At 72.1% G+C, this 17,512-nt stretch carries 14 protein-coding genes; 12 read left to right on the top strand and 2 right to left on the bottom strand.

What is annotated here, in order from left to right:
* Positions 1 to 27 precede the first annotated feature (27 nt).
* From AB0B66_RS35110 to AB0B66_RS35100, 3 genes are all read left to right on the top strand, one after another.
* Positions 28 to 408, top strand: coding sequence for a metalloregulator ArsR/SmtB family transcription factor (locus tag AB0B66_RS35110; protein WP_360538185.1), 381 nt, complete (start codon positions 28 to 30; stop codon positions 406 to 408).
* Positions 383 to 1,003: an SRPBCC domain-containing protein gene (locus AB0B66_RS35105; RefSeq protein WP_360538183.1), complete on the top strand. Its 621-nt coding sequence runs from the start codon at positions 383 to 385 to the stop codon at positions 1,001 to 1,003. The genes AB0B66_RS35110 and AB0B66_RS35105 overlap by 26 nt, the downstream gene beginning before the upstream one ends.
* A gap of 184 nt (positions 1,004 to 1,187) precedes the next feature.
* Entirely contained in the window at positions 1,188 to 2,585 is a 1,398-nt protein-coding gene (locus AB0B66_RS35100; protein WP_360538181.1) for a thrombospondin type 3 repeat-containing protein, read from the top strand.
* Positions 2,586 to 2,650: 65 nt separating this feature from the next.
* Here the strand turns inward: AB0B66_RS35100 and AB0B66_RS35095 are convergent, their stop codons facing one another.
* The gene (locus tag AB0B66_RS35095; RefSeq protein ID WP_360538179.1) at positions 2,651 to 5,227 is read right to left on the bottom strand and encodes a LuxR C-terminal-related transcriptional regulator; all 2,577 of its coding nucleotides are present in this window, start codon (positions 5,225 to 5,227) and stop codon (positions 2,651 to 2,653) included.
* Between the two features lie 191 nt (positions 5,228 to 5,418).
* Here AB0B66_RS35095 and AB0B66_RS35090 point away from each other — a divergent pair, with 191 nt between their 5' ends.
* The 5 genes from AB0B66_RS35090 (at position 5,419) to AB0B66_RS35070 (ending at position 11,709) form a co-directional block, all read left to right on the top strand.
* Positions 5,419 to 7,863, top strand: coding sequence for a DUF6493 family protein (locus tag AB0B66_RS35090; protein ID WP_360538177.1), 2,445 nt, complete (start codon positions 5,419 to 5,421; stop codon positions 7,861 to 7,863).
* A 60-nt stretch (positions 7,864 to 7,923) separates the two neighbouring features.
* A complete protein-coding gene (locus AB0B66_RS35085) occupies positions 7,924 to 8,409 on the top strand; it encodes an NUDIX domain-containing protein (RefSeq protein ID WP_360538175.1) in 486 nt (161 codons plus the stop codon).
* Positions 8,410 to 8,625: 216 nt separating this feature from the next.
* Complete coding sequence (locus AB0B66_RS35080; protein WP_360538173.1) at positions 8,626 to 9,666, top strand: substrate-binding domain-containing protein; 1,041 nt, start codon at positions 8,626 to 8,628, stop codon at positions 9,664 to 9,666.
* Between the two features lie 187 nt (positions 9,667 to 9,853).
* Positions 9,854 to 10,822, top strand: a complete 969-nt coding sequence (locus tag AB0B66_RS35075; RefSeq protein ID WP_360538171.1) for a sugar ABC transporter permease — start codon at positions 9,854 to 9,856, stop codon at positions 10,820 to 10,822.
* Complete coding sequence (locus tag AB0B66_RS35070; protein ID WP_360538169.1) at positions 10,819 to 11,709, top strand: carbohydrate ABC transporter permease; 891 nt, start codon at positions 10,819 to 10,821, stop codon at positions 11,707 to 11,709. Before AB0B66_RS35075 ends, AB0B66_RS35070 begins: the two co-directional genes overlap by 4 nt.
* A gap of 76 nt (positions 11,710 to 11,785) precedes the next feature.
* Here the strand turns inward: AB0B66_RS35070 and AB0B66_RS35065 are convergent, their stop codons facing one another.
* Positions 11,786 to 13,048, bottom strand: a complete 1,263-nt coding sequence (locus AB0B66_RS35065; protein ID WP_360538167.1) for a Gfo/Idh/MocA family oxidoreductase — start codon at positions 13,046 to 13,048, stop codon at positions 11,786 to 11,788.
* Positions 13,049 to 13,131: 83 nt separating this feature from the next.
* On the opposite strand from AB0B66_RS35065, the gene AB0B66_RS35060 reads away from it, so the two are divergent.
* The 4 genes from AB0B66_RS35060 (at position 13,132) to AB0B66_RS35045 (ending at position 17,489) form a co-directional block, all read left to right on the top strand.
* Positions 13,132 to 14,298, top strand: a complete 1,167-nt coding sequence (locus AB0B66_RS35060; RefSeq protein ID WP_360538165.1) for an ROK family protein — start codon at positions 13,132 to 13,134, stop codon at positions 14,296 to 14,298.
* Between the two features lie 124 nt (positions 14,299 to 14,422).
* A complete protein-coding gene (locus tag AB0B66_RS35055; protein WP_360538163.1) occupies positions 14,423 to 15,685 on the top strand; it encodes a sugar ABC transporter substrate-binding protein in 1,263 nt (420 codons plus the stop codon).
* Between the two features lie 6 nt (positions 15,686 to 15,691).
* Positions 15,692 to 16,669, top strand: a complete 978-nt coding sequence (locus AB0B66_RS35050; RefSeq protein ID WP_360538161.1) for a sugar ABC transporter permease — start codon at positions 15,692 to 15,694, stop codon at positions 16,667 to 16,669.
* Positions 16,662 to 17,489, top strand: a complete 828-nt coding sequence (locus AB0B66_RS35045; RefSeq protein ID WP_360538159.1) for a carbohydrate ABC transporter permease — start codon at positions 16,662 to 16,664, stop codon at positions 17,487 to 17,489. Before AB0B66_RS35050 ends, AB0B66_RS35045 begins: the two co-directional genes overlap by 8 nt.
* Positions 17,490 to 17,512 lie beyond the last annotated feature (23 nt).

Below are 17,512 nucleotides of genomic sequence, written 5' to 3'. Positions count from 1 at the left end.
TATAAGTCGCAGCTGTAACTTTGGGCCGTGCACGCCTTCGACGTACTCGGCGATCCGGTCCGGCGGCGGATCCTCGAACTGCTGGCCGGCGGCGAGCGGACCTCCGGCGCGCTGACCGAGGTCGTCCAGGCCGAGTTCGGCATCTCGCAGCCCGCGGTGTCGCAGCACCTCAAAGTGCTGCGCGACAACGGCTTCGCGACCGTGCGCGCCGAGGGAACCCGTCGGCTGTACGCGGTTGACGCCGCCCCGCTGCGGGAAGTGGACAACTGGCTGGACCACTTCCGCGGGTTCTGGAACCTGCGCCTCGACGCGCTGGGCACCGAACTCGCCCGGGGCCGCCGCGAACGCCGCCTGCGCGAGTCAGAAGACAAGGAGAAGCCCGATGAAGGACATCACCGAGCAGCTTGAGGCGATCCGGCGCGAGGTCGCCCGACGCGACGGCGGCGACCTCGGCGAGCTGGTCGCCGTGCTGGTCAAGCGCACCTACCACGCCGGCGTCGAGGACGTCTGGGACGCCATCACCGGCAAGGAGCGCCTGCCCCGCTGGTTCGCACCGGTCACGGGCGACTTCCGCGAGGGCGGCAGCTTCCAGGTCGAGAACATGGCCTCCGGCGACATCCTCCAGTGCCGCCCCCCGAAGCTGCTGCGCATGACGTACGGCGGCCCCACCAGCATCGTCGAGGTGCGCCTGACCTCGGCCGGCACCGACGTCACCGACCTCGAAGTGGAGCACACCGTGCCCGTCGCGATGGCCGGCAGCGGCGCGGGCGCGCTCTACGTCGGCCCCGGCTGGGACCAGGGCCTGCTCATGCTCGCCCGGCACCTCGGCGGCGAGCACATCGCCGACCCGCTCGCCGACCAGAACTCCCTACCGGGCCAGGAGTTCTCCCGCCGCTCCATCCAGGCCTGGGCCGACGCCGTCCGCGCCTCCGGCACGGCCACCGAAGAGGAGATCACCGCCTCGGTCACCGCCGCCGCCACCCACTTCGCCCCCGACCTCTGACCAACCTCGCGCGCCGAGGGCTCGGGTCAGAGCCCTCGGCTGCGCGCGTCGCGCATTTGAGTACCCACCACTCAGGACATCTCCCCGGACGCTGCCTAAGTTCGGCCGTATGTTGTCTTATCGATCGGCACTCGGATCCGGTACGCGGCTCCGGGCCGCGCTGGCGGCCCTGACCTGCATCCTCATGCTTCCCGCGGTCCTCGCGTCCCCGGCACGGGCCGAAGACGGCGGACGCGGCGGCGACCTGTCCGACCTGAGGGTGTGCGACCTGTCCGCCTGCTACCTGGTGCTGCGGGTGGTGGACTCCGACGGTGACGGTATGTCCGACGCCGACGAGATCACCCTCGGCTACGACCCGTTCGACCCGGCCAGCACCCCGCCGCTGAAGGTCCTCCTGGACGCGACGATCGCCAGGACGCTGCCGACCTACGAGCTCGGGTACGGCACGTGGGCCGTGTTCCCGGAGGAGTTCGTCCGGGGTCTGGAGAAGAACTGGCTGGCCCGCCAGGACCTGCCCGGGGGTCTCCCGCCGACCCTGCCGTCGGAGGTCTTCGGGATCCCCACGCGCCAGGGCAGCCTCGCGCTCGCCGGGATCCACGACGGGCTGCTCAAGCAGTTCGGCATCGAGATGCCGGGGGTGAACGGCCTGGCCTTCGGCCTGTCCGCCCGTGACGACGCGGGCAAGGACCTGGGCATCGACCTGGGTCGGTTCAACGGCAGCTGGTACAGCGCGTACGACGGTGTGACCTCGTGGTGGGCGGCGGGCCACGGCGGTGCCGACTCCTGGCCGGCCGACGACGACGGGACGAGGCGGACCAGCTACGGCGACGGGTCCACGTCGGTCACGACGGAGGGCGAGTGCGAACTCACCTGCACGTCGAGCACTCAGACCGAGTACTACGACAAGGATCTCAACACGGTCGGGTACTCCAGCGAGAAGACGTGGGTCGACCTGGACGGCGGCTACCACATCGAACGGACGCAGCGCGACGAGAACGGCAACGTCACCAAGCAGGTGCACATCGTCCACCGGACCGACAGCGAGGGCAACAAGACGGTCACGAAGGACACCACCGAGTACAAGCGAGACGAGAACGGCAAGGTCACCGAGACGAAGAAGACCCACGAGGAGAAGAAGGAAGACAAGGACGGCAAGAAGTCCTCCTCGAAGAAGACCCAGAAGTGCGACGACAAGGGCGAGAACTGCACTGACGCGATGACCACCGGTGACGACGTCACCGGCCCGCCGCTGCCCGGCACGGCTTGGCTCTCGCACCAGGAGGTGGCCGCGGCCCTGGAGAAGATGCTCACGATGAAGGGCGCGACGGTCACCCCCGTCCAGGACGCCCCCGACGTGATCGGTGTCGTGACCGATGACGACGTCGACGCGGCCATGCGCCGCCGGGACCTGATCTCGCTGTTCTCGGGTGAGGACACCGCCACGCACGCCGGGGCGATCGTCATCGCGGCCGGCTGGAACAAGGCCCACCCGGAGACCCGCCCCGACCTGCCCAGCCCGATCGAGGGCGCACCCGGCGGCGGCACCCCCGGCGGCTGCGCGTCCGGCCCCGGCACCTGCTGAGCCTCGCCTGGCGGCGGTGCGTCCCGCGTCGCGGACGTGTGCCGCACCGCCGCCGGGCGGCGTGCCTAGCGGCTGCCGATCCCGGCCCGGACGAGGCCGTCCCGTGAGGTGATCCCGAGTTTCGCGTAGGCGCGGGACAGGTGGTTCTCCACCGTCCGCACCGACAGGACCAGCCGTGTGGCGATCTCGGTGTTGCTCGCTCCGCCCGCCGCGAGTTCGGCGACCAGGCGCTCGCGGGAGGTCAGCGGGTCGGCGGGTGCCGGTGACCCGGCCAGCAGGGGAGTGGCCGGGTCGCCCACGTCGTACGCGAGTTCGTCGGCCCGTCGTCGGGCGGCAGCCGCGACCCGGCCCGAGGCGCACCGTGCGGCTGCGGCTGCGGCCTCGGCTGCGTACAGGGGTGAGCCGACGGCCTCGAAGGCCGCCGAGGCCTCCAGCAGGGTCTCGGGGCGGGCTCGTTCCAGGCCGGTGGCCATGGCCAGGCGCGCCGCGCCGATCGCGGAGCCGGCGGTGAGCGCGGCCAGCCGGGCGCGTACGCCGCTGCCGTCGTGCATGCGGAGGCGTTCGTGCAGGATCCAGGATTCGGCCGCCACCGCCCGTTCCCGTTCGGCCCTGGCCTGGCCCTGCCGCAACAGGTCGCGGGCCGTGGCGTGCCGGCCCTCGCCGTATGCGGCCCAGGCCAGGGCGATCGGGACGGTGTGGCGCAGGAAGCCCAGTCCCGCCTCCGGCGAGCGCAGGTACGTCACCCACGACGGGTCCGGGGGCAGGCCGCGCGAGCTGTAGGACACGGTCAGCACGCTCAAACAGACCCGGGTGCAGTCGGTCATCCCGGCGGCCGCCGCAGTCACGAGGCTGCGCCGCGCCCAGAGCGCCGCGTCGTCCAGGTGCCCCGCCTGCATCCGGGCCGCGCCGACGCACAGGGCAGCCCACGCGCGTTCGAAGACGACGCCGTCGGCCAGCGCGCTGTCGTAGGCGCGCTCGGCGGTGCGGGCGGCGTCGTCGAGCCGGCCGTGCTCGCGCAGGGCGTGGCTCGCGTACACGAGCAGCTTGTCGCGGGTCCCGGCGACCGCTTCCGGCCCGGCGGCCGTGACCTGGTCGAGCAGTTCCTCGACGGCGGCGACCGCCTCGCCGGTCCGTCCGATGTGGGCCAGGGCGTTGCTGCGGCTGGTCGCCAGCATGGTCCGGACCGGCAGCGGCAGCCCGGTGCCGTCCCCGATGCCGGACGTGAGCGCCAGCGCCTCGTCCGGGAGCCCGGCGTAGGCCAGCGCGTCCGCCTCGGCGACCGCGAACAGGACGCCGACCGGCGCCCCGGCGGGATACCGGGCGGACTGCCGGCGCAGCACCTCCCGGGCGGCGGGCAGGTCGTAGCGGCCCCAGAGGACCACCTTGTGCAGGGTCACCGCGAGCAGGGCGGCGTCCCTGCCGGGCGGGGTGCGGTCCAGCGCGTGGCGCAGGACGGTCACGGCCTCGTCGGTGCGCCCGGTCTCCCAGAGGGTGACCGCGAGGACGAGAGCGGCGCCGGCGGCGACCTCCGGGTGAGCGGTCCAGGCCTCGGCGACCCGGTCCAGGCATGCCCGGGCCAGCCGGACGGCGACGTCGGTCGCACCGCCCGTAGCCGCGACCCGGGCCGCGGCCAGCAGCCGTCCCGGCTCGACGACCTCCCCGGCGTCCAGGCTCAGCACGGTGCACCGCACGTGGTCGTGCGGCGCGAGCGCCCTGGCGACCGCGAGATGCTCGCGCAGCACCGACCGCCGCCGGGCGGGCGACAGCCCGTCCCACAGCACCTCGGCGAACAACGGGTGGACGAACCGCACGGTCTCGGCCGCCCACGCGGCGATCCCGTGTGTGACCAGGTGCTCCGTTCCGGCGAGGTGCCCGGCCTGCTCGACCTCGCCGTCGTTCGCCCGGCCGGTGGCGGCGAGGAAGTGCGCGGCGGCCACGGCGTCGTCGGGCAGGCCCCGCAGACGCGTCGGCAGGAGGCTGCGCAGCCCGGTCGGGATCGGCAGCGGCCGGACAGCGTGCCAGCCGACGGTCGAGCGGTGCAGCGCGCCGCTGTGGCGTGCGCTGTCGAGCAGTTGGGTGACGAAAAGCGCGTTCCCGCCGGTACGGCGCCACACGTCGTCGACCACGCCGGCGTCCACGGGTCCGTCGAGCAGCGTGTGGACCAGCTCCTCCGTCGACGTCCGGTCGAAGGGCACGACGGTCACCATGACAGTGCCCGACGACGCCGCGAGCTCGGCCACGACAGGCGGGACGCGACCGTCGGCGGTCCGTACGGTGCCGACCAGCGTGCGTCCGGCGTCCCGGGCGACCCGCATCGCGACCGCCAGCGAGACCTCGTCGCACCCGTGCAGGTCGTCGACCGCGAGCACCGCCTCGGCCGGGACCGCCCGCAGCACCTGGGCGACCATTTCCGCGAGCGACGTCGTCGCAGGGTCGACCAGGTGCGCCAGCGCCGCCAGCGGGACATGCGACAGCCCTCGCGTGCCCCAGGCCCGAACCGAGGGGAGCGCGGCGCACACGGCGTCGAGCAGCCGCGTCTTGCCCACCCCCGCCTCGCCGCTGACCAGCACCACATCCGTCCGCGAATCACGCACCGCGGACAGGACCTCACCGAGCTCCCGCGCCCGGCCGACCATCGTCATGCCGAAATCCTCCCGCACCCGAGGTGAGCCGAGCGTGATCCCATGTGGACCCCCACCGACCGCGCACCCAGCGGCGATCTTGCGTGAACTGTGGGTACGACACGCCTGAACCGGGCAGAACGGCAACAGTTCGCGCAAGATCGTCGCCGTGGTCGGGCGCGGTGTCCGTCGGCTGGTGTAGCTTGCGCGCCATGCCGACTGCCGCCACGGATGCCGTTGACCAGAGTTCCGGTGACTGGGCCGTGTTGGAGGCGGCGCTGGAGCGCAACTCGGTCGAGGACGTGATCGGCTGGGTGGCCGGGGCGGCCGAAGCCCGACGGCTGGCGGCTTTCACTCAGATCACGAGCTATATCAGGCGCAACAAGGAGCAGCCGTCCTGGTGGCACCCCCGTAAACCGGCGGTCCTGGCACTGGCCGGGATCGGTTGCGCGCCCGACGCCCGACGGGCCACGGCCGCCGTGTTCGCCCACGGGGCGTGGCGGGAAGGCACCTACGTTCTCCCGGCCGAGTCCGCCGTCACGGTGCTGCGCGAGCGCCCCATCACCTGGCTGCCCGAACTCGCCGCCGGGGTGGTGGCGGGATTGGACGCGCGTCCCTGGGACGAGTGGCGGCTGGCCGACGCGCTCGTGCGGGAGGCCGGGCTGCCGGTGCCGACTGAGCCGTCGTTCGCGATGGGCTGGTGGCGGCATGTCCACCGCGGCGAGCAGGCATACCAGGCGCTGGCAGACGATCCGTGGCGGCCGCTACTGCTCCCGCTGGTCCTGCAGCACGAAGGGTTCGGCGAGGCGCTGGCTCGCGGCGGCGCGCGGATCGAGGACACGTTGCGCCGGCTCGCCGCCGCCGACCCGGCGGCCGCCGGGGTCGTGCGTTCAGGCTGCCGGGCCCGGCTGCTGCTCGGCGGTACGCCCGCCGCCGTGCGGCCGTACGTACGCCTGCACGACGCGATTCCGGCCGACACCGGTGACCTCGCGGCGGGACTGACCGACTACCTCTCGCTGCTGCACTCGCCGCACAGCACCGTCGTCGGCCTGGCCCAACGCGCCCTGCGCGCCGCAGACGAGGCCGGCCTGCTCGAACTCGACACGCTGCGCGACATGACGGCGACGGTGCTCGCCCGCGACGAGAAGAAACTGCGCCAGACCCAGCAGGTATGGCTGCGCGCCGCTGCCCGCCGCCGCCCCGCCGACCGGGCCGAACTGCTCGCCCTGCTCGACCCGCCGACGGCCGCCGAGCAGCCGCTGCAGCCGCAGTCGGCGCCCGCGCCGCACGTGCCCGCACTGCACCGCATCACCACGGTCGCCGAGCTCGCCGAGGAGGTCGCCGCACTGCTCCACGGGGACCTGACCCCGGTCACCATGGAGCGGGTGATGGCGGGCCTGGTGACGATCGCGGCGGGGGACAGGACGGCCGCGGCGCGGGCGCTGGGCCCCGTCGTCGCGCGACAACGGGACTGGCTGAATCCAATCTGGAACATGGACCAGACCCTGATCTGGTGCGCGCTGGCCGTCATGGGCGGCTCGCCGCAGCTAGCAGCCCAGGCCCGGCCGGCGATCGCCGACGCGCAGCGCCGTATTCAGGCCGGTGGGCCGCTGGCGCCGCTGCACCCGCACGGCGACTTCACCCCCACCTGGCTGGCGCAGCACCGGCTCGCCGAGATCGCCGCGCACGGCCCCGCCACGCCGGTGCCCGTCCTGCTGGCCACCCCGACCGAGGCCAACGGTCACCTCGATCCGGCCGAGCTGGCCGGCCGGCTGGCCCGGTACGAGCAGGCAGGCTACGAGCCCTGGCCGACCGACCTGGCCCAGGCGCTGTTGCGGCTGCCCAGGTCTGCCGACCCGGCTGCGGTCGCCGCGGCCGGGCGGCTGCGCTCACCGGCCGGGATCGCGCTGGCCCGGCGGCTGCGCGACGGCCACTCGGACCCGGTCGCCACCCGCGTGGTGCAGGCCCCGAACCTGCGGGGTTTCGGACCGGCGGCCCGGGGCGTGGTGGCGCTGGCCCCGCCCGCCGACGCCGGCCCGGTCGAACGCCGGCTGTTCACCCTCACGCCGCCGCAGCGCGTGTGCCGCCAGCCGTCCGGTGACCCCGCCACCTGGGCGGCGATGATGCCGTCGCATCGGGAGGCAGTCGCCGCCTGGCTGCTGCCGAACATCGAGGGCCGCGGTATGGCGGTGCTCCTGCCGATGCTCGCCGAGACGAGCGGGCCGGTCGGACCCGCGGTGCCGCTGGCCGTCGCGTACGCGCTGGCGGCCGGGCACGCGGTGGACCGGGCCGCGGTCGTCGACGCCCTGCTCGGCTTCGACGCGGCCCTGGACCGGGCCGTGGTCGGCCGGGAGTTCGGCTGGCTGGGCGCGGCCGGGCTGGTGAAGGCCAAGCGGGCAGCCGCCGCGCTTGGCGACGCCGCGCGGGCCGGTGCGGTCGCCGGGGTGTGGGAACTGTGCCGGGCCGCGCTGCCGGAGCTGCTGCGCGCCGAGAGCCCGTTGCCCGGGGTCGCCGACGTGGTCGAGGTCGCCTGCCGCTGCGCGGTGGCGTTGGGGGTACGCGGTCCGATCGCGGCGGTGGACGCGGCAGCCGCCCGTGGTGGTTCGAGCCGGGTGGTCGTCGAGGCGCGCAGGCTCGCCGCGGCCCTGGCCCCGTAACCGCGCCGATGTGGTGTCCCCGCACGTGGTGGTTGGCGCGGGCGGGCTAGCGTGGCGGGCATGCCGGCCCGTCATTCGCACTGCTCCTACTGCGGGAGCGCCTTCGCCGCCGACCTGGCCTGGCCGCGCCGGTGTGCTGCCTGCGAGCAGGTCAGTTATGTGAACCCGGTGCCGGTCGCGGTCGCCGTGCTGCCGGTCGGCGACGGCCTGCTCGGCGTGCGGCGCCTCATCCCGCCGGGGGCGGGCCAGGTGGCGCTGCCGGGCGGGTTCATCGATCTGGGCGAGTCGTGGCAGGCGGCGGTGGTCCGCGAGCTGTGGGAGGAGACGGGCATCCGGGCCGACGCGGCCGAGGTGAGACTGTACGACACGCTCAGTGCCCCGGACGGCACCCTGCTCGTGTTCGGGCTGCTGCCGCACCGCGACGTCGCCGACCTGCCCGCGCCGGTCGCCAATGCCGAGTCGGCGGGCTGGGAACTGGTCACGGCGACCACTCCGCTCGCGTTCAGCCTGCACACCGAGGTCGCGGCTCGCTATTTCGCCGGTTAAGCCGACAGACCGGCAATCGTACTTTTGTCGATCTATATAAAAGTTCGAACATTTGCAGTAGAAGATATGGACACGGTGAGTGAAAGCTCGTAACGTGTGCGACACCCAGCCGAGTCTGTCCTGATCAAGGTCGAGTTCGGTCCGGCGCGTCCATCGCCCCGGTGGCCGTCGGCGCGGCCGCGGCGGCGCCTCGATCATGATGAATCGGAGGCCGTCATGGCAGGCCACTCGCGGCGTGCGGTCGTGTCCGGCGCGGCCGCCGTCGGTGCGGCGGTGCTGCTCGGCGGATGCACCGGCGGGCAGGCTCCGCCGGCGGCGCAGATCCTGGCCGGCGACGCCGCCCACCCGAACGCCGCCCCCGGCAGGCGTGTCGTGATCGGCTTCTCCGCGCCCGCGGCCGATCACGGGTGGCTGGCCGCGATCACCAACAATGCCAGGCGGCAGGCTCGGACGTTCTCGGACGTGGAGTTCAAGATGGTCGCGGCGGGCGCGAACGCCGCCGCCCAGCGCGCGGCGCTGTCCACACTGATCGCCGAACGGCCGGACGTGATCGTCGTGCTGCCGTACGACGGCAAGGAACTCGACGGGTTCGGCGTCGAGGCGATGCGCGCCGGCGTGCCGGTGGTCAACCTCGACCGGGCTTTCCCGAACCCCGCGGCATTCCGGCTGCAGATCAAGGGCGACAACTACGGCATGGGGGTGGCCGCCGCCCGCTTCATCATCGCGCGGCTCGCGACCCGGAAGGTGGACCGGCCGGTCATCGGCGAGATCGCCGGGCTGGACTTCCTCGAACTGACCCAGGAGCGGTCCCGCGGATTCAGGGACACATTGGCCGCGGCGGGCCTGTCGGTCGCGAACCGGCGCGCGGCCGGGTTCACGGCGGACACCGGCCAGCGCGAGGCCGCGCACCTGCTGCAGGCCCTGCCGCACCTGCACGCGGTGTGGAACCACGACGACGATCAGGGCGTCGGCGTGCTGGCCGCCGTCGAGGCCGCCAAGCGGGGTGAGTTCTTCATGGTGGGCGGCGCCGGGTCGCGGCAGGCGATGCAGACGATCAAGGCGGGTGGCACGGTGCTGGAGGCCACGGTCACCTACAGCCCGTCCATGGCGTCGTCGGCGATCCTGCTGGCCAGGCTGATCGCTCAGCAGCGGGGCCTGGCCGACCTGGCCGAGTTCGAGGTGCCCAAGGAGATCGTGCTGGCATCGGAGACGATCACCAGGGACAACGCCGACGCCTATCTCCACTTCGGATTCTGACAGGCCGGCCCCATGACGACCGGCCGACCCGGCCGGAATGCACGGCACAGCAAGACGCCCGCGGATTCGCCGCGTGGTGAACCGGCGTGAATCGGCGCACGCCCTGTCGGTATTCGTACTGCGGGAAGAGAGCACCGATCCATGTGTTGCCCTGCCATCACGGCCGGCCGTGTCCTGGGAGCCGGTCGTGACCGTCGTTGACCGGCCTGCCGCCCGGCTCTGGACCAAGCCGCCGCCACTGCCGCACCGTCCGCCCCGGCGCAGCCTCCTGCACCGGGAAAGCGTCGCGGGTTACCTGCTGCTCACCCCGTGGCTGACCGGGCTCGCCGCGATCACCGTCGCGCCGGTCCTCTACTCGCTTGCCCTGAGCTTCACCGACTACAACGTCATCACCGGCGAACTCACCTGGATCGGCCTGGCCAACTATGAGCGGATGTTCACCGCCGATCCCCGGTACTGGCGCTCGGTGCAGGTCACGGTCGTGTTCGTCGCCGTGTCGGTGCCACTGAAACTGCTCGTCGCGTTCGCGGTCGCGGCGCTGCTCAACGGCCGCCGCCGCGGCGCGGGCACGCTGCGGGCGCTGGTCTACCTGCCGTCCCTGCTGGGCGTCAGCGTCGCGCTGGCCATCACCTGGCGCACCATGTTCGACACGGGCGGTGCGGTCAACCAGGTCCTGGGCGTGTTCGGCGTGCCCGACCGGTCCTGGGCCACGGAGCCGGACACGGCGCTGTTCACGCTGATCCTGCTCGCCGCCTGGCAGTTCGGCGGCCCGATGGTGATCTACCTGGCCGCCATGCGGCAGATCCCCGCCGACTACGCGGAGTCGGCGCGCATCGACGGGGCGGGCCGGTGGCGGATCCTGCGCAGCGTCACCCTGCCCACGTTGTCCCCGGTCATCCTGCTCACCGTGGTCATGGAGACGATCGCGGCGTTCCAGGGCTTCACGGCCGCGTTCGTGTTCGGCGACGGCGGCGGCGGTCCCGAGGACGCGACCCTGACCTACACGCTGTACCTCTACCTGCGCGGGTTCGCCGGGCTGGAGATGGGCTACGCCTCGGCCATGGCCTGGGCTTTCCTGGTCGCGGTGGGGGCGCTGACCGCGCTCATCTTCTGGACCAGCCGCTGGTGGGTCCACTACCCGGGAGGCCGGCCGTGAGCGTCTCCGCCGTCACGCCGGGCCCCGGCCGGCTCGCCCGCGCCGCGGCCACCGCCGCCACGGTCGCCGTCGTGCTGGTCCTCGTCTACCCGCTGCTGTGGATACTGGCCTCGTCGCTGCGCTCGGCGGGCGAGACGGCGACCGGCCTGAGCCTGTGGCCGCAGGAGTTCACCTGGTCGAACTACACCGCCGGCTGGTCCGGGAGCAACGGGGTCGGCTTCGGCACGTTCTTCGTCAACAGCACCGTGGTCGCCGCCGGGGCGGTGGTCGGCAACGTCGTCACCTGCCTGCTGGCCGCGTTCGCCTTCGCCAGGCTGCGGTTCCCGCTGCGCCGGTTCTGGTACGCCGTCGTCATCGGCACGCTGCTGCTGCCCCAGCACGTGCTCATGGTCCCGCAGTACATGCTGTTCCGGGAGCTCGGCTGGCTGAACACCCCGCTGCCGCTGATCGTGCCGAAGCTGCTCGCCACCGACTCGTTCTTCGTCTTCCTGATCGTGCAGTTCCTGCGCTCGCTGCCGGAGAACTACGACGAGTACGCGCGCACCGACGGCGCGAGCCCGCTGCAGCTGTTCCGGCACGTGATCCTGCCGCTGAGCCGCCCGGCGATCACCGCCACGGCGATCCTGTCGTTCATCTGGACCTGGAACGACTTCTTCCCCCAGCTGGTCTACCTGCCGCTGGTGGAGGACTCCACGGCGCCGTCCGGGCTGCACCAGTACGCGATCGCCGGCGGGCTCAGCTCCCCGGGGCCGATGTTCGCGATGTGCGTGCTGTCCCTGCTGCCGGTGTTGCTGTTCTTCCTGGCCTTCCAACGACTGTTGACGACGTCGTCGGCGACCTCCGGCCGGATGGCGGCTCAACTGCCGCGCCCCCGCGGTCGCCGGTAGCGGTCCGTCCGCGGCGGGCGCTCGCGCAGGATCGGCCGGGTTCCGTGAGATACCGGAACCCGGCCGGCGCGTCAGGTCACCCGGCGTGGAACGGCAGGACCGTGCCGGACGTGCGGGCCTGCTCGGCAGCCCACACCACACGGTGGCTGGCCAGGCTCGCGGCTGCGTCGGAGTGCAGCGCCGACGCGTCGCCGCTGGCCACGGCCTTGAGGAAGGCGTCCATGATGCCCTCGTCGCCGCCGCCGTGCCCGTCACCCGCACTGCCGCCCTCGAGCGTGCCGGTGTCGATGGTGTGCTGCTCGCCGGTGCGGAAGTCGGTGACGTGCAGCAGCCGGCCGTCGCCGTCGACGTAGCCGTGGGTGCCGAACAGGCGGGTGCGGCGGTGTTCCATCGGGGTGAACGCGGTCATGGTGAATGTGCAGGTTGCGCCGTCGGGAAACTCCATCGCGACGACCTGGTGGTCGACGACGTTGTTGTCGCTGCCGTAGACGCAGCGCCCGTACGGGCCGGTGCGCAGCGCGGCGTCGATACCGGCCTCGGTGTGGTCGGTGGTGACCGCCGACAGCGGCCAGAACTCGCGGGCCGGGTCGCCCAGGCAGGACCGGTAGAGCCGAGGCGCGGAGTAGGGACAGCTGCGTTCGAGGGGGCAGTCCAGGCAGTTGTCGGCCGCTTCGGCCGGGCGCTGCTCGGCGCGGAAGTGCGCGAGCCCGCCGAAGGAGCTGACCCGGCTCGGGGCCGCGCCGATCAGGTACAGCAGCCAGTCGATGTCGTGGCATGACTTGGTGAGCAGCAGCGGCGCGGAGGTCTCGGAGTTGTTCCAGTGCCCGCGCACGAACGAGTGCGCGAAGTGCCACCACCCGATCGGCTCCAGGTGCTGCACGTTGACCAGCCTGCCGATGGCCCCGCTGTCGAGCAGCCCTTTCAGTGCCCGCGTGTACGGCGTGTAGCGCAGCACGTGGCAGACGGCGAGCATGACCCCGGCCTCTTCGACGGCGGCGGCGATGCGCAGCGCGTCGGGCTCCGTGGTGGCCATCGGCTTTTCCAGGAGTATGTGATATCCCAGCGCGGCGAAGGCCACGGCCGCGTCGGCGTGCATGCGGTCCTGGGTCGCGATCACCGCGGCGTCGCCGAGCGGCCCGGCCGTGGCCAGGTCGGCCCAGTCGGTGAAGACCTGGTCGGCGGGCAGCCCGAACTCGGCGGCGAAGGCCGCGCGGCGGGCGGGGTCGGGTTCGGCGACGGCCACCACCCGGGCCGCCCCCGTGGCGGCCGCGCGGCGGGCGTATCCGATGCCGCGCAGTCCGGCACCTGCCACGACCAGCCGCACCCCGTCTACAGTCATCTCAGCCATCCCGTGGAGGAGTTACTTTTGAAGGTCTCCATAATTAGTAACATGGCAACGCGGTGCGCAAAAGGGGGCCGGTGGTGACCGAACAGCTCGCAGGTGGGGATCTCTCGCGGTTGCGGCAGCTCAACGCCCTGGCGGTGGTGCACGTGCTGCGCGGCCGCCCGGCGCTGACGCTGACCGAGCTGTCGCGCGACACGGGCCTGTCCCGGCCCTCCACCGAGGACGTGGTGCTGCAGTTGCAGAGCCAGGGCTGGCTGGAGGAGGTGCAGCCCGCGCCCGGGGTGATGGGCCGCCCGGCCCGCCGCTACCGGTTCCGCGCCGACGCCGGCCGGGTGCTCGGCGTGGACATCGGCGGGCACACCATCCGGGTGCTGGCCGCCGACCTGGACGGCGAGGTCGGGCACACGGTGCGGGTGCCCGTGGCGATCACCGCGGGCCGGGCCGAGCGCCTGCGCGCGGTCGACGCGGCCATCGCGTTGTGCCTGTCCGAAGCCGGGCTGACCGGCGCGGACATCTGGGCGACCACCGTCGGCACCAGCGGCCTGGTCGACGCCGCGGGCCGGGTCGTGCTGTCGGTGGCGTTCCCGGAGTGGACCGGTGTGCAGCTGGCCCAGCACGTGGGGCGGCTGGTCGGCGGCACGGTGCTGGTGGAGAACGACAGCCGGCTGGCCGCGCTGGCCGAGACCTGGCGCGGGGTCGCCCGGTACGCCCAGCACGTGGTCTACCTGCTGGCGGGCCTGCGTACGGGCACCGGCCTGATCATCGACGGGAAGCTGCACCGGGGCTTCGCACAGGCGGCGGGCGAGATCGGGGCGCTGCCCGAGCTGGGCTGGATCCGGGCGCAGGAGCACCTGCGCTCGTGGACCGGCGCGCCCGCCGGCACCGACCCCGACGACCTGGCCGGGTACGTGTTCGCGAGCGCCCGCGAGGGCGACCGCAAGGCGGTGGCCGTGGTCCGCCGCTACGCCAAGGAGCTGGCGCTGGGCGCGTCGGCGCTGGTCCTGGCGCTGGACCCGCAGCTCGTCGTGCTCGGTGGCGGCTTCTCCCGCTCGGCCGACGTGCTGCTCGAACCGCTGCGCCGGGAGATCGAGAAGCGCTGCGTGCGCATCCCGGAGATCGTCACCTCGACACTCGGCGACGAGTCGGTGGCGCTCGGCGCGGTGAAACTCTCGCTGGAACATCTGCAGGAGCACCTGTTCGACGTGCGCACCGGAGTGGCCGCACCCGTGCGACCAGGGCGTTGACGTGTCGGCACGGCCAAGCCCGGGGACAGGTCTTGACAAACTTATTCAGGACTCCATTAATACTGGGCTAGCACATGTGACCCGGTGAATCCCCGATGACGTCCTTGCGAGAAGGGTTCCTCAGATGTGGAAAGCAGTGCGGGTCGGCGCGGCCGCGGTTCTGGCCGCCGCCCTCGCCGTGACCGCCGCGGGTTGTGGCAGCGACGAACCCGCTGCCGGTGACGAGAAGGTCACCCTGTCCTACGCGGTGTGGGACAAGAACCAGGTCCCGGTGATGGAGGAGCTCGCCGCCGCCTTCACCAAGGACCACCCGAACATCACGATCAACGTCCAGCTCACCCCGTGGGCCGACTACTGGACCAAGCTGCGGGCCGCCGTCACCGGCGGAGCCGCCCCGGACGTCTTCTGGATGAACGGACCGAACATCCAGCTGTACGCCGACAACGGCGTGATCATGCCGCTGGCCGACAAGGTCGCCGAGGCCAAGCTTGACCTGAGCGTCTACCCGAAGGCCCTGGTCGACCTCTACACCTTCGAGGGCAAGGTCTACGGCCTGCCGAAGGACTTCGACACCGTCGGCGTCTGGTACAACAAGGAGCTGTTCGACGCCGCCGGGGTGAAGTACCCGGCCGACGGCTGGACCTGGGCCGACTTCAAGGCCGCCGCGGGGAAGCTGACCGACCCGGCCAAGGGCGTCTACGCCGTCGGCGCCAACCTCGCCGGCCAGGAGTACTACTACAACACCATCTACCAGGCCGGCGGCAACGTCATCTCCGCAGACGGCAAGAAGTCCGGCTTCGACGACCCGGCCACCATCGAGGGCCTGCGCTTCTGGACCGACCTGATCAAGAACAAGCAGTCGCCGGACCTCAAGACGATGACCGACACCGCCCCGCTGCAGCTGTTCGAGTCGGGCAAGCTCGCCATGTACTGGGGCGGCTCCTGGAACGTCGCCGAGTTCGGCAAGAACGAGTACACCAAGACCCGCGTCGACGCGGCCCCGCTGCCGACCGGCGTCAAGCAGGCCACCATCATCCACGGCCTGGCCAACGTGGTGTCGGCCAAGACGAAGGCCCCGGCGCAGGCGTGGGAGTTCGTGAAGTTCCTCGGCTCCAAGCCGGCCGCCGAGATCCTCGGCAAGAAGGGCCCGATCCCGGCGTACACCGGCACCCAGGACGCCTGGCTGGCCGCCAACGCCCAGTTCAAGGGCAAGGTCTTCCTCGACGCGGTGAGCTACGCGGTGCCCTACCCGGTGTCGCGCAACACCGCCGCCTGGAACGACGAGGAGTTCAAGCAGCTCACCAAGGCCTACACCGGTGAGGTCGCGGTCGAGGCGGCCGCCAAGGAACTCGCCACGCAGATGAACGCCCTGCTGGCGAAGGAGTAGCACCGCATGACAGCAACCGTGACGGGCACCGCGGACGACGTCCGCACCGCGGTGCCCGCCCCGGTGCCCGCCCGGCGGCGACGCCGGTGGCGCCACCGGGGAGCCGAAGCCGCCTGGGCCTACCTGCTCATCGCCCCGACCGGGCTGGGCCTGGCCGTGTTCTACCTGTGGCCGGTGGTGCAGACCGGCTACTTCTCCTTCACCGAGTGGGGCCCGTTCGGCGGGCACGAATGGGTCGGGCTGGACAACTACCGCACCCTGGCCGCCGACGACGAGGTGCTGACCGCGCTGCGCAACACGGTGACGTACACGCTGCTCGGCCTGCTCGGCATCCCGCTGGCGGTGATGTTCGCGGCGCTGCTCAACCGGCCGCGGCTGCGCGGGGTGTCGGTGTACCGGGCGATGTTCTTCCTGCCCGTGGTCACCATGCCGGTGGCCGTGGCGATGGTGTGGCGCTGGCTCTACAACGGCGACTTCGGCCTGATCAACTACCTGCTGTCGCTGGTCGGCGTCGAGGGACCGCACTGGATCGCCGACCCGGCCACCGCGCTGTACGCGATGGTCGCCGTCGGGATCTGGACCAGCCTCGGCTACAACATCGTCATCTTCCTGGCCGGCATGCAGTCGATCCCGCGCGAGTACTACGAGGCCGCCTCGATCGACGGGGCCGGGGCGCTGGCCCAGTTCCGGCGGATCACGCTGCCGCTGCTGTCGCCGTCGCTGTTCTTCGTGTCCGTGCTGTCGGTCATCGGCTCCCTGCAGCTGTTCGACCTGGTGTACGTGATGGGCGGCAGCGGCCAGGCGGCCCGCGCCAACCCGGCCTTCCCGCGCATCCAGACCGTCGTGCACCTGTTCTACGACAAGGCGTTCTACACCAACGACCGCGGCTACGCCGCCGCGATCGTGATGGCGCTGCTGGTGCTCATCGTGATCCTCACGGCGATCCAGTTCCGGCTGCAGAAACGGTGGGTGCACTATGGCTGATCCGGCACGCCGCGGCGGGCGCGCCGCCACCCACGTCACGCTGCTGATCGGCGCGGCGGTCATGGTCGGCCCGTTCCTGTGGCAGTTTCTGACCTCGCTGAAGACCCTCACCAACGCCACGAAGGTGCCGCCCACCATCGCGCCCGACTGGCGCTGGTCCAACTACGGCGACGTGTTCGGGCTGCTGCCCTTCGGCGACCAGATCCTCAACACCGTGCTGATGACCGCCGCCCGCACCGCCGGGCAGCTGCTGTTCTGCTCCATGGCCGCGTACGCGTTCGCGCGCCTGCGCTTCCCCGGCCGCGGCCTGCTGTTCGGGGTCTTCCTGTCGGTGCTGATGGTGCCGCCGCCGCTGTTCGTCATCCCGCAATACGAGATCATGGCCGACCTGGGCTGGCTCAACAGCCTCACCGCGCTCATCGTGCCCGGCCTGTTCTCCGCGTTCGGCGTGTTCCTGCTCCGGCAGTTCTTCCTCGGCCTGCCCAAGGAACTCGACGAGGCCGCCCGCCTGGACGGCGCCGGACCGCTGCGCATCTACTGGTCGGTCATGCTGCCGCTGGCCAAACCCGGCCTGCTCGCACTCGGCATCCTGACGGTGCTGTGGTCCTGGAACGACCTGTTCTGGCCACTGATCGTCAACACCGACCCGGAGAAGATGACCCTGTCGGCGGGCCTGGCGTCGCTGCAGGGCCAGTTCCAGACCGACTACCCGGTGCTCATGGCCGGTTCCCTGCTCGCCTCGCTGCCCGTCATCGTGCTGTTCACGGTCATGCAGCGCCACTTCATCCAAGGCATCGCCTTCAGCGGCAACAAGGGCTGACTTAGACCCCAGATCGGAGACAC

This window comes from Catellatospora sp. NPDC049111, from assembly GCF_040648615.1.
In the GTDB taxonomy this organism is placed as follows: Bacteria; Actinomycetota; Actinomycetes; order Mycobacteriales; family Micromonosporaceae; genus Catellatospora; species Catellatospora aurea.
This window is presented reverse-complemented; position numbering and strand designations above follow the sequence as displayed.

Coding starts and splice junctions, on each gene's coding strand:
- AB0B66_RS35105 (WP_360538183.1), top strand. CDS start 383: ATGAAGGACATCACCGAGCAGCTTGAGGCGATCCGGCGCGAGGTCGCC.
- AB0B66_RS35100 (WP_360538181.1), top strand. CDS start 1,188: ATGCTTCCCGCGGTCCTCGCGTCCCCGGCACGGGCCGAAGACGGCGGA.
- AB0B66_RS35095 (WP_360538179.1), bottom strand. CDS start 5,227: ATGACGATGGTCGGCCGGGCGCGGGAGCTCGGTGAGGTCCTGTCCGCG.
- AB0B66_RS35090 (WP_360538177.1), top strand. CDS start 5,419: ATGCCGACTGCCGCCACGGATGCCGTTGACCAGAGTTCCGGTGACTGG.
- AB0B66_RS35085 (WP_360538175.1), top strand. CDS start 7,924: ATGCCGGCCCGTCATTCGCACTGCTCCTACTGCGGGAGCGCCTTCGCC.
- AB0B66_RS35080 (WP_360538173.1), top strand. CDS start 8,626: ATGGCAGGCCACTCGCGGCGTGCGGTCGTGTCCGGCGCGGCCGCCGTC.
- AB0B66_RS35065 (WP_360538167.1), bottom strand. CDS start 13,048: ATGACTGTAGACGGGGTGCGGCTGGTCGTGGCAGGTGCCGGACTGCGC.
- AB0B66_RS35055 (WP_360538163.1), top strand. CDS start 14,423: ATGTGGAAAGCAGTGCGGGTCGGCGCGGCCGCGGTTCTGGCCGCCGCC.
- AB0B66_RS35050 (WP_360538161.1), top strand. CDS start 15,692: ATGACAGCAACCGTGACGGGCACCGCGGACGACGTCCGCACCGCGGTG.
- AB0B66_RS35045 (WP_360538159.1), top strand. CDS start 16,662: ATGGCTGATCCGGCACGCCGCGGCGGGCGCGCCGCCACCCACGTCACG.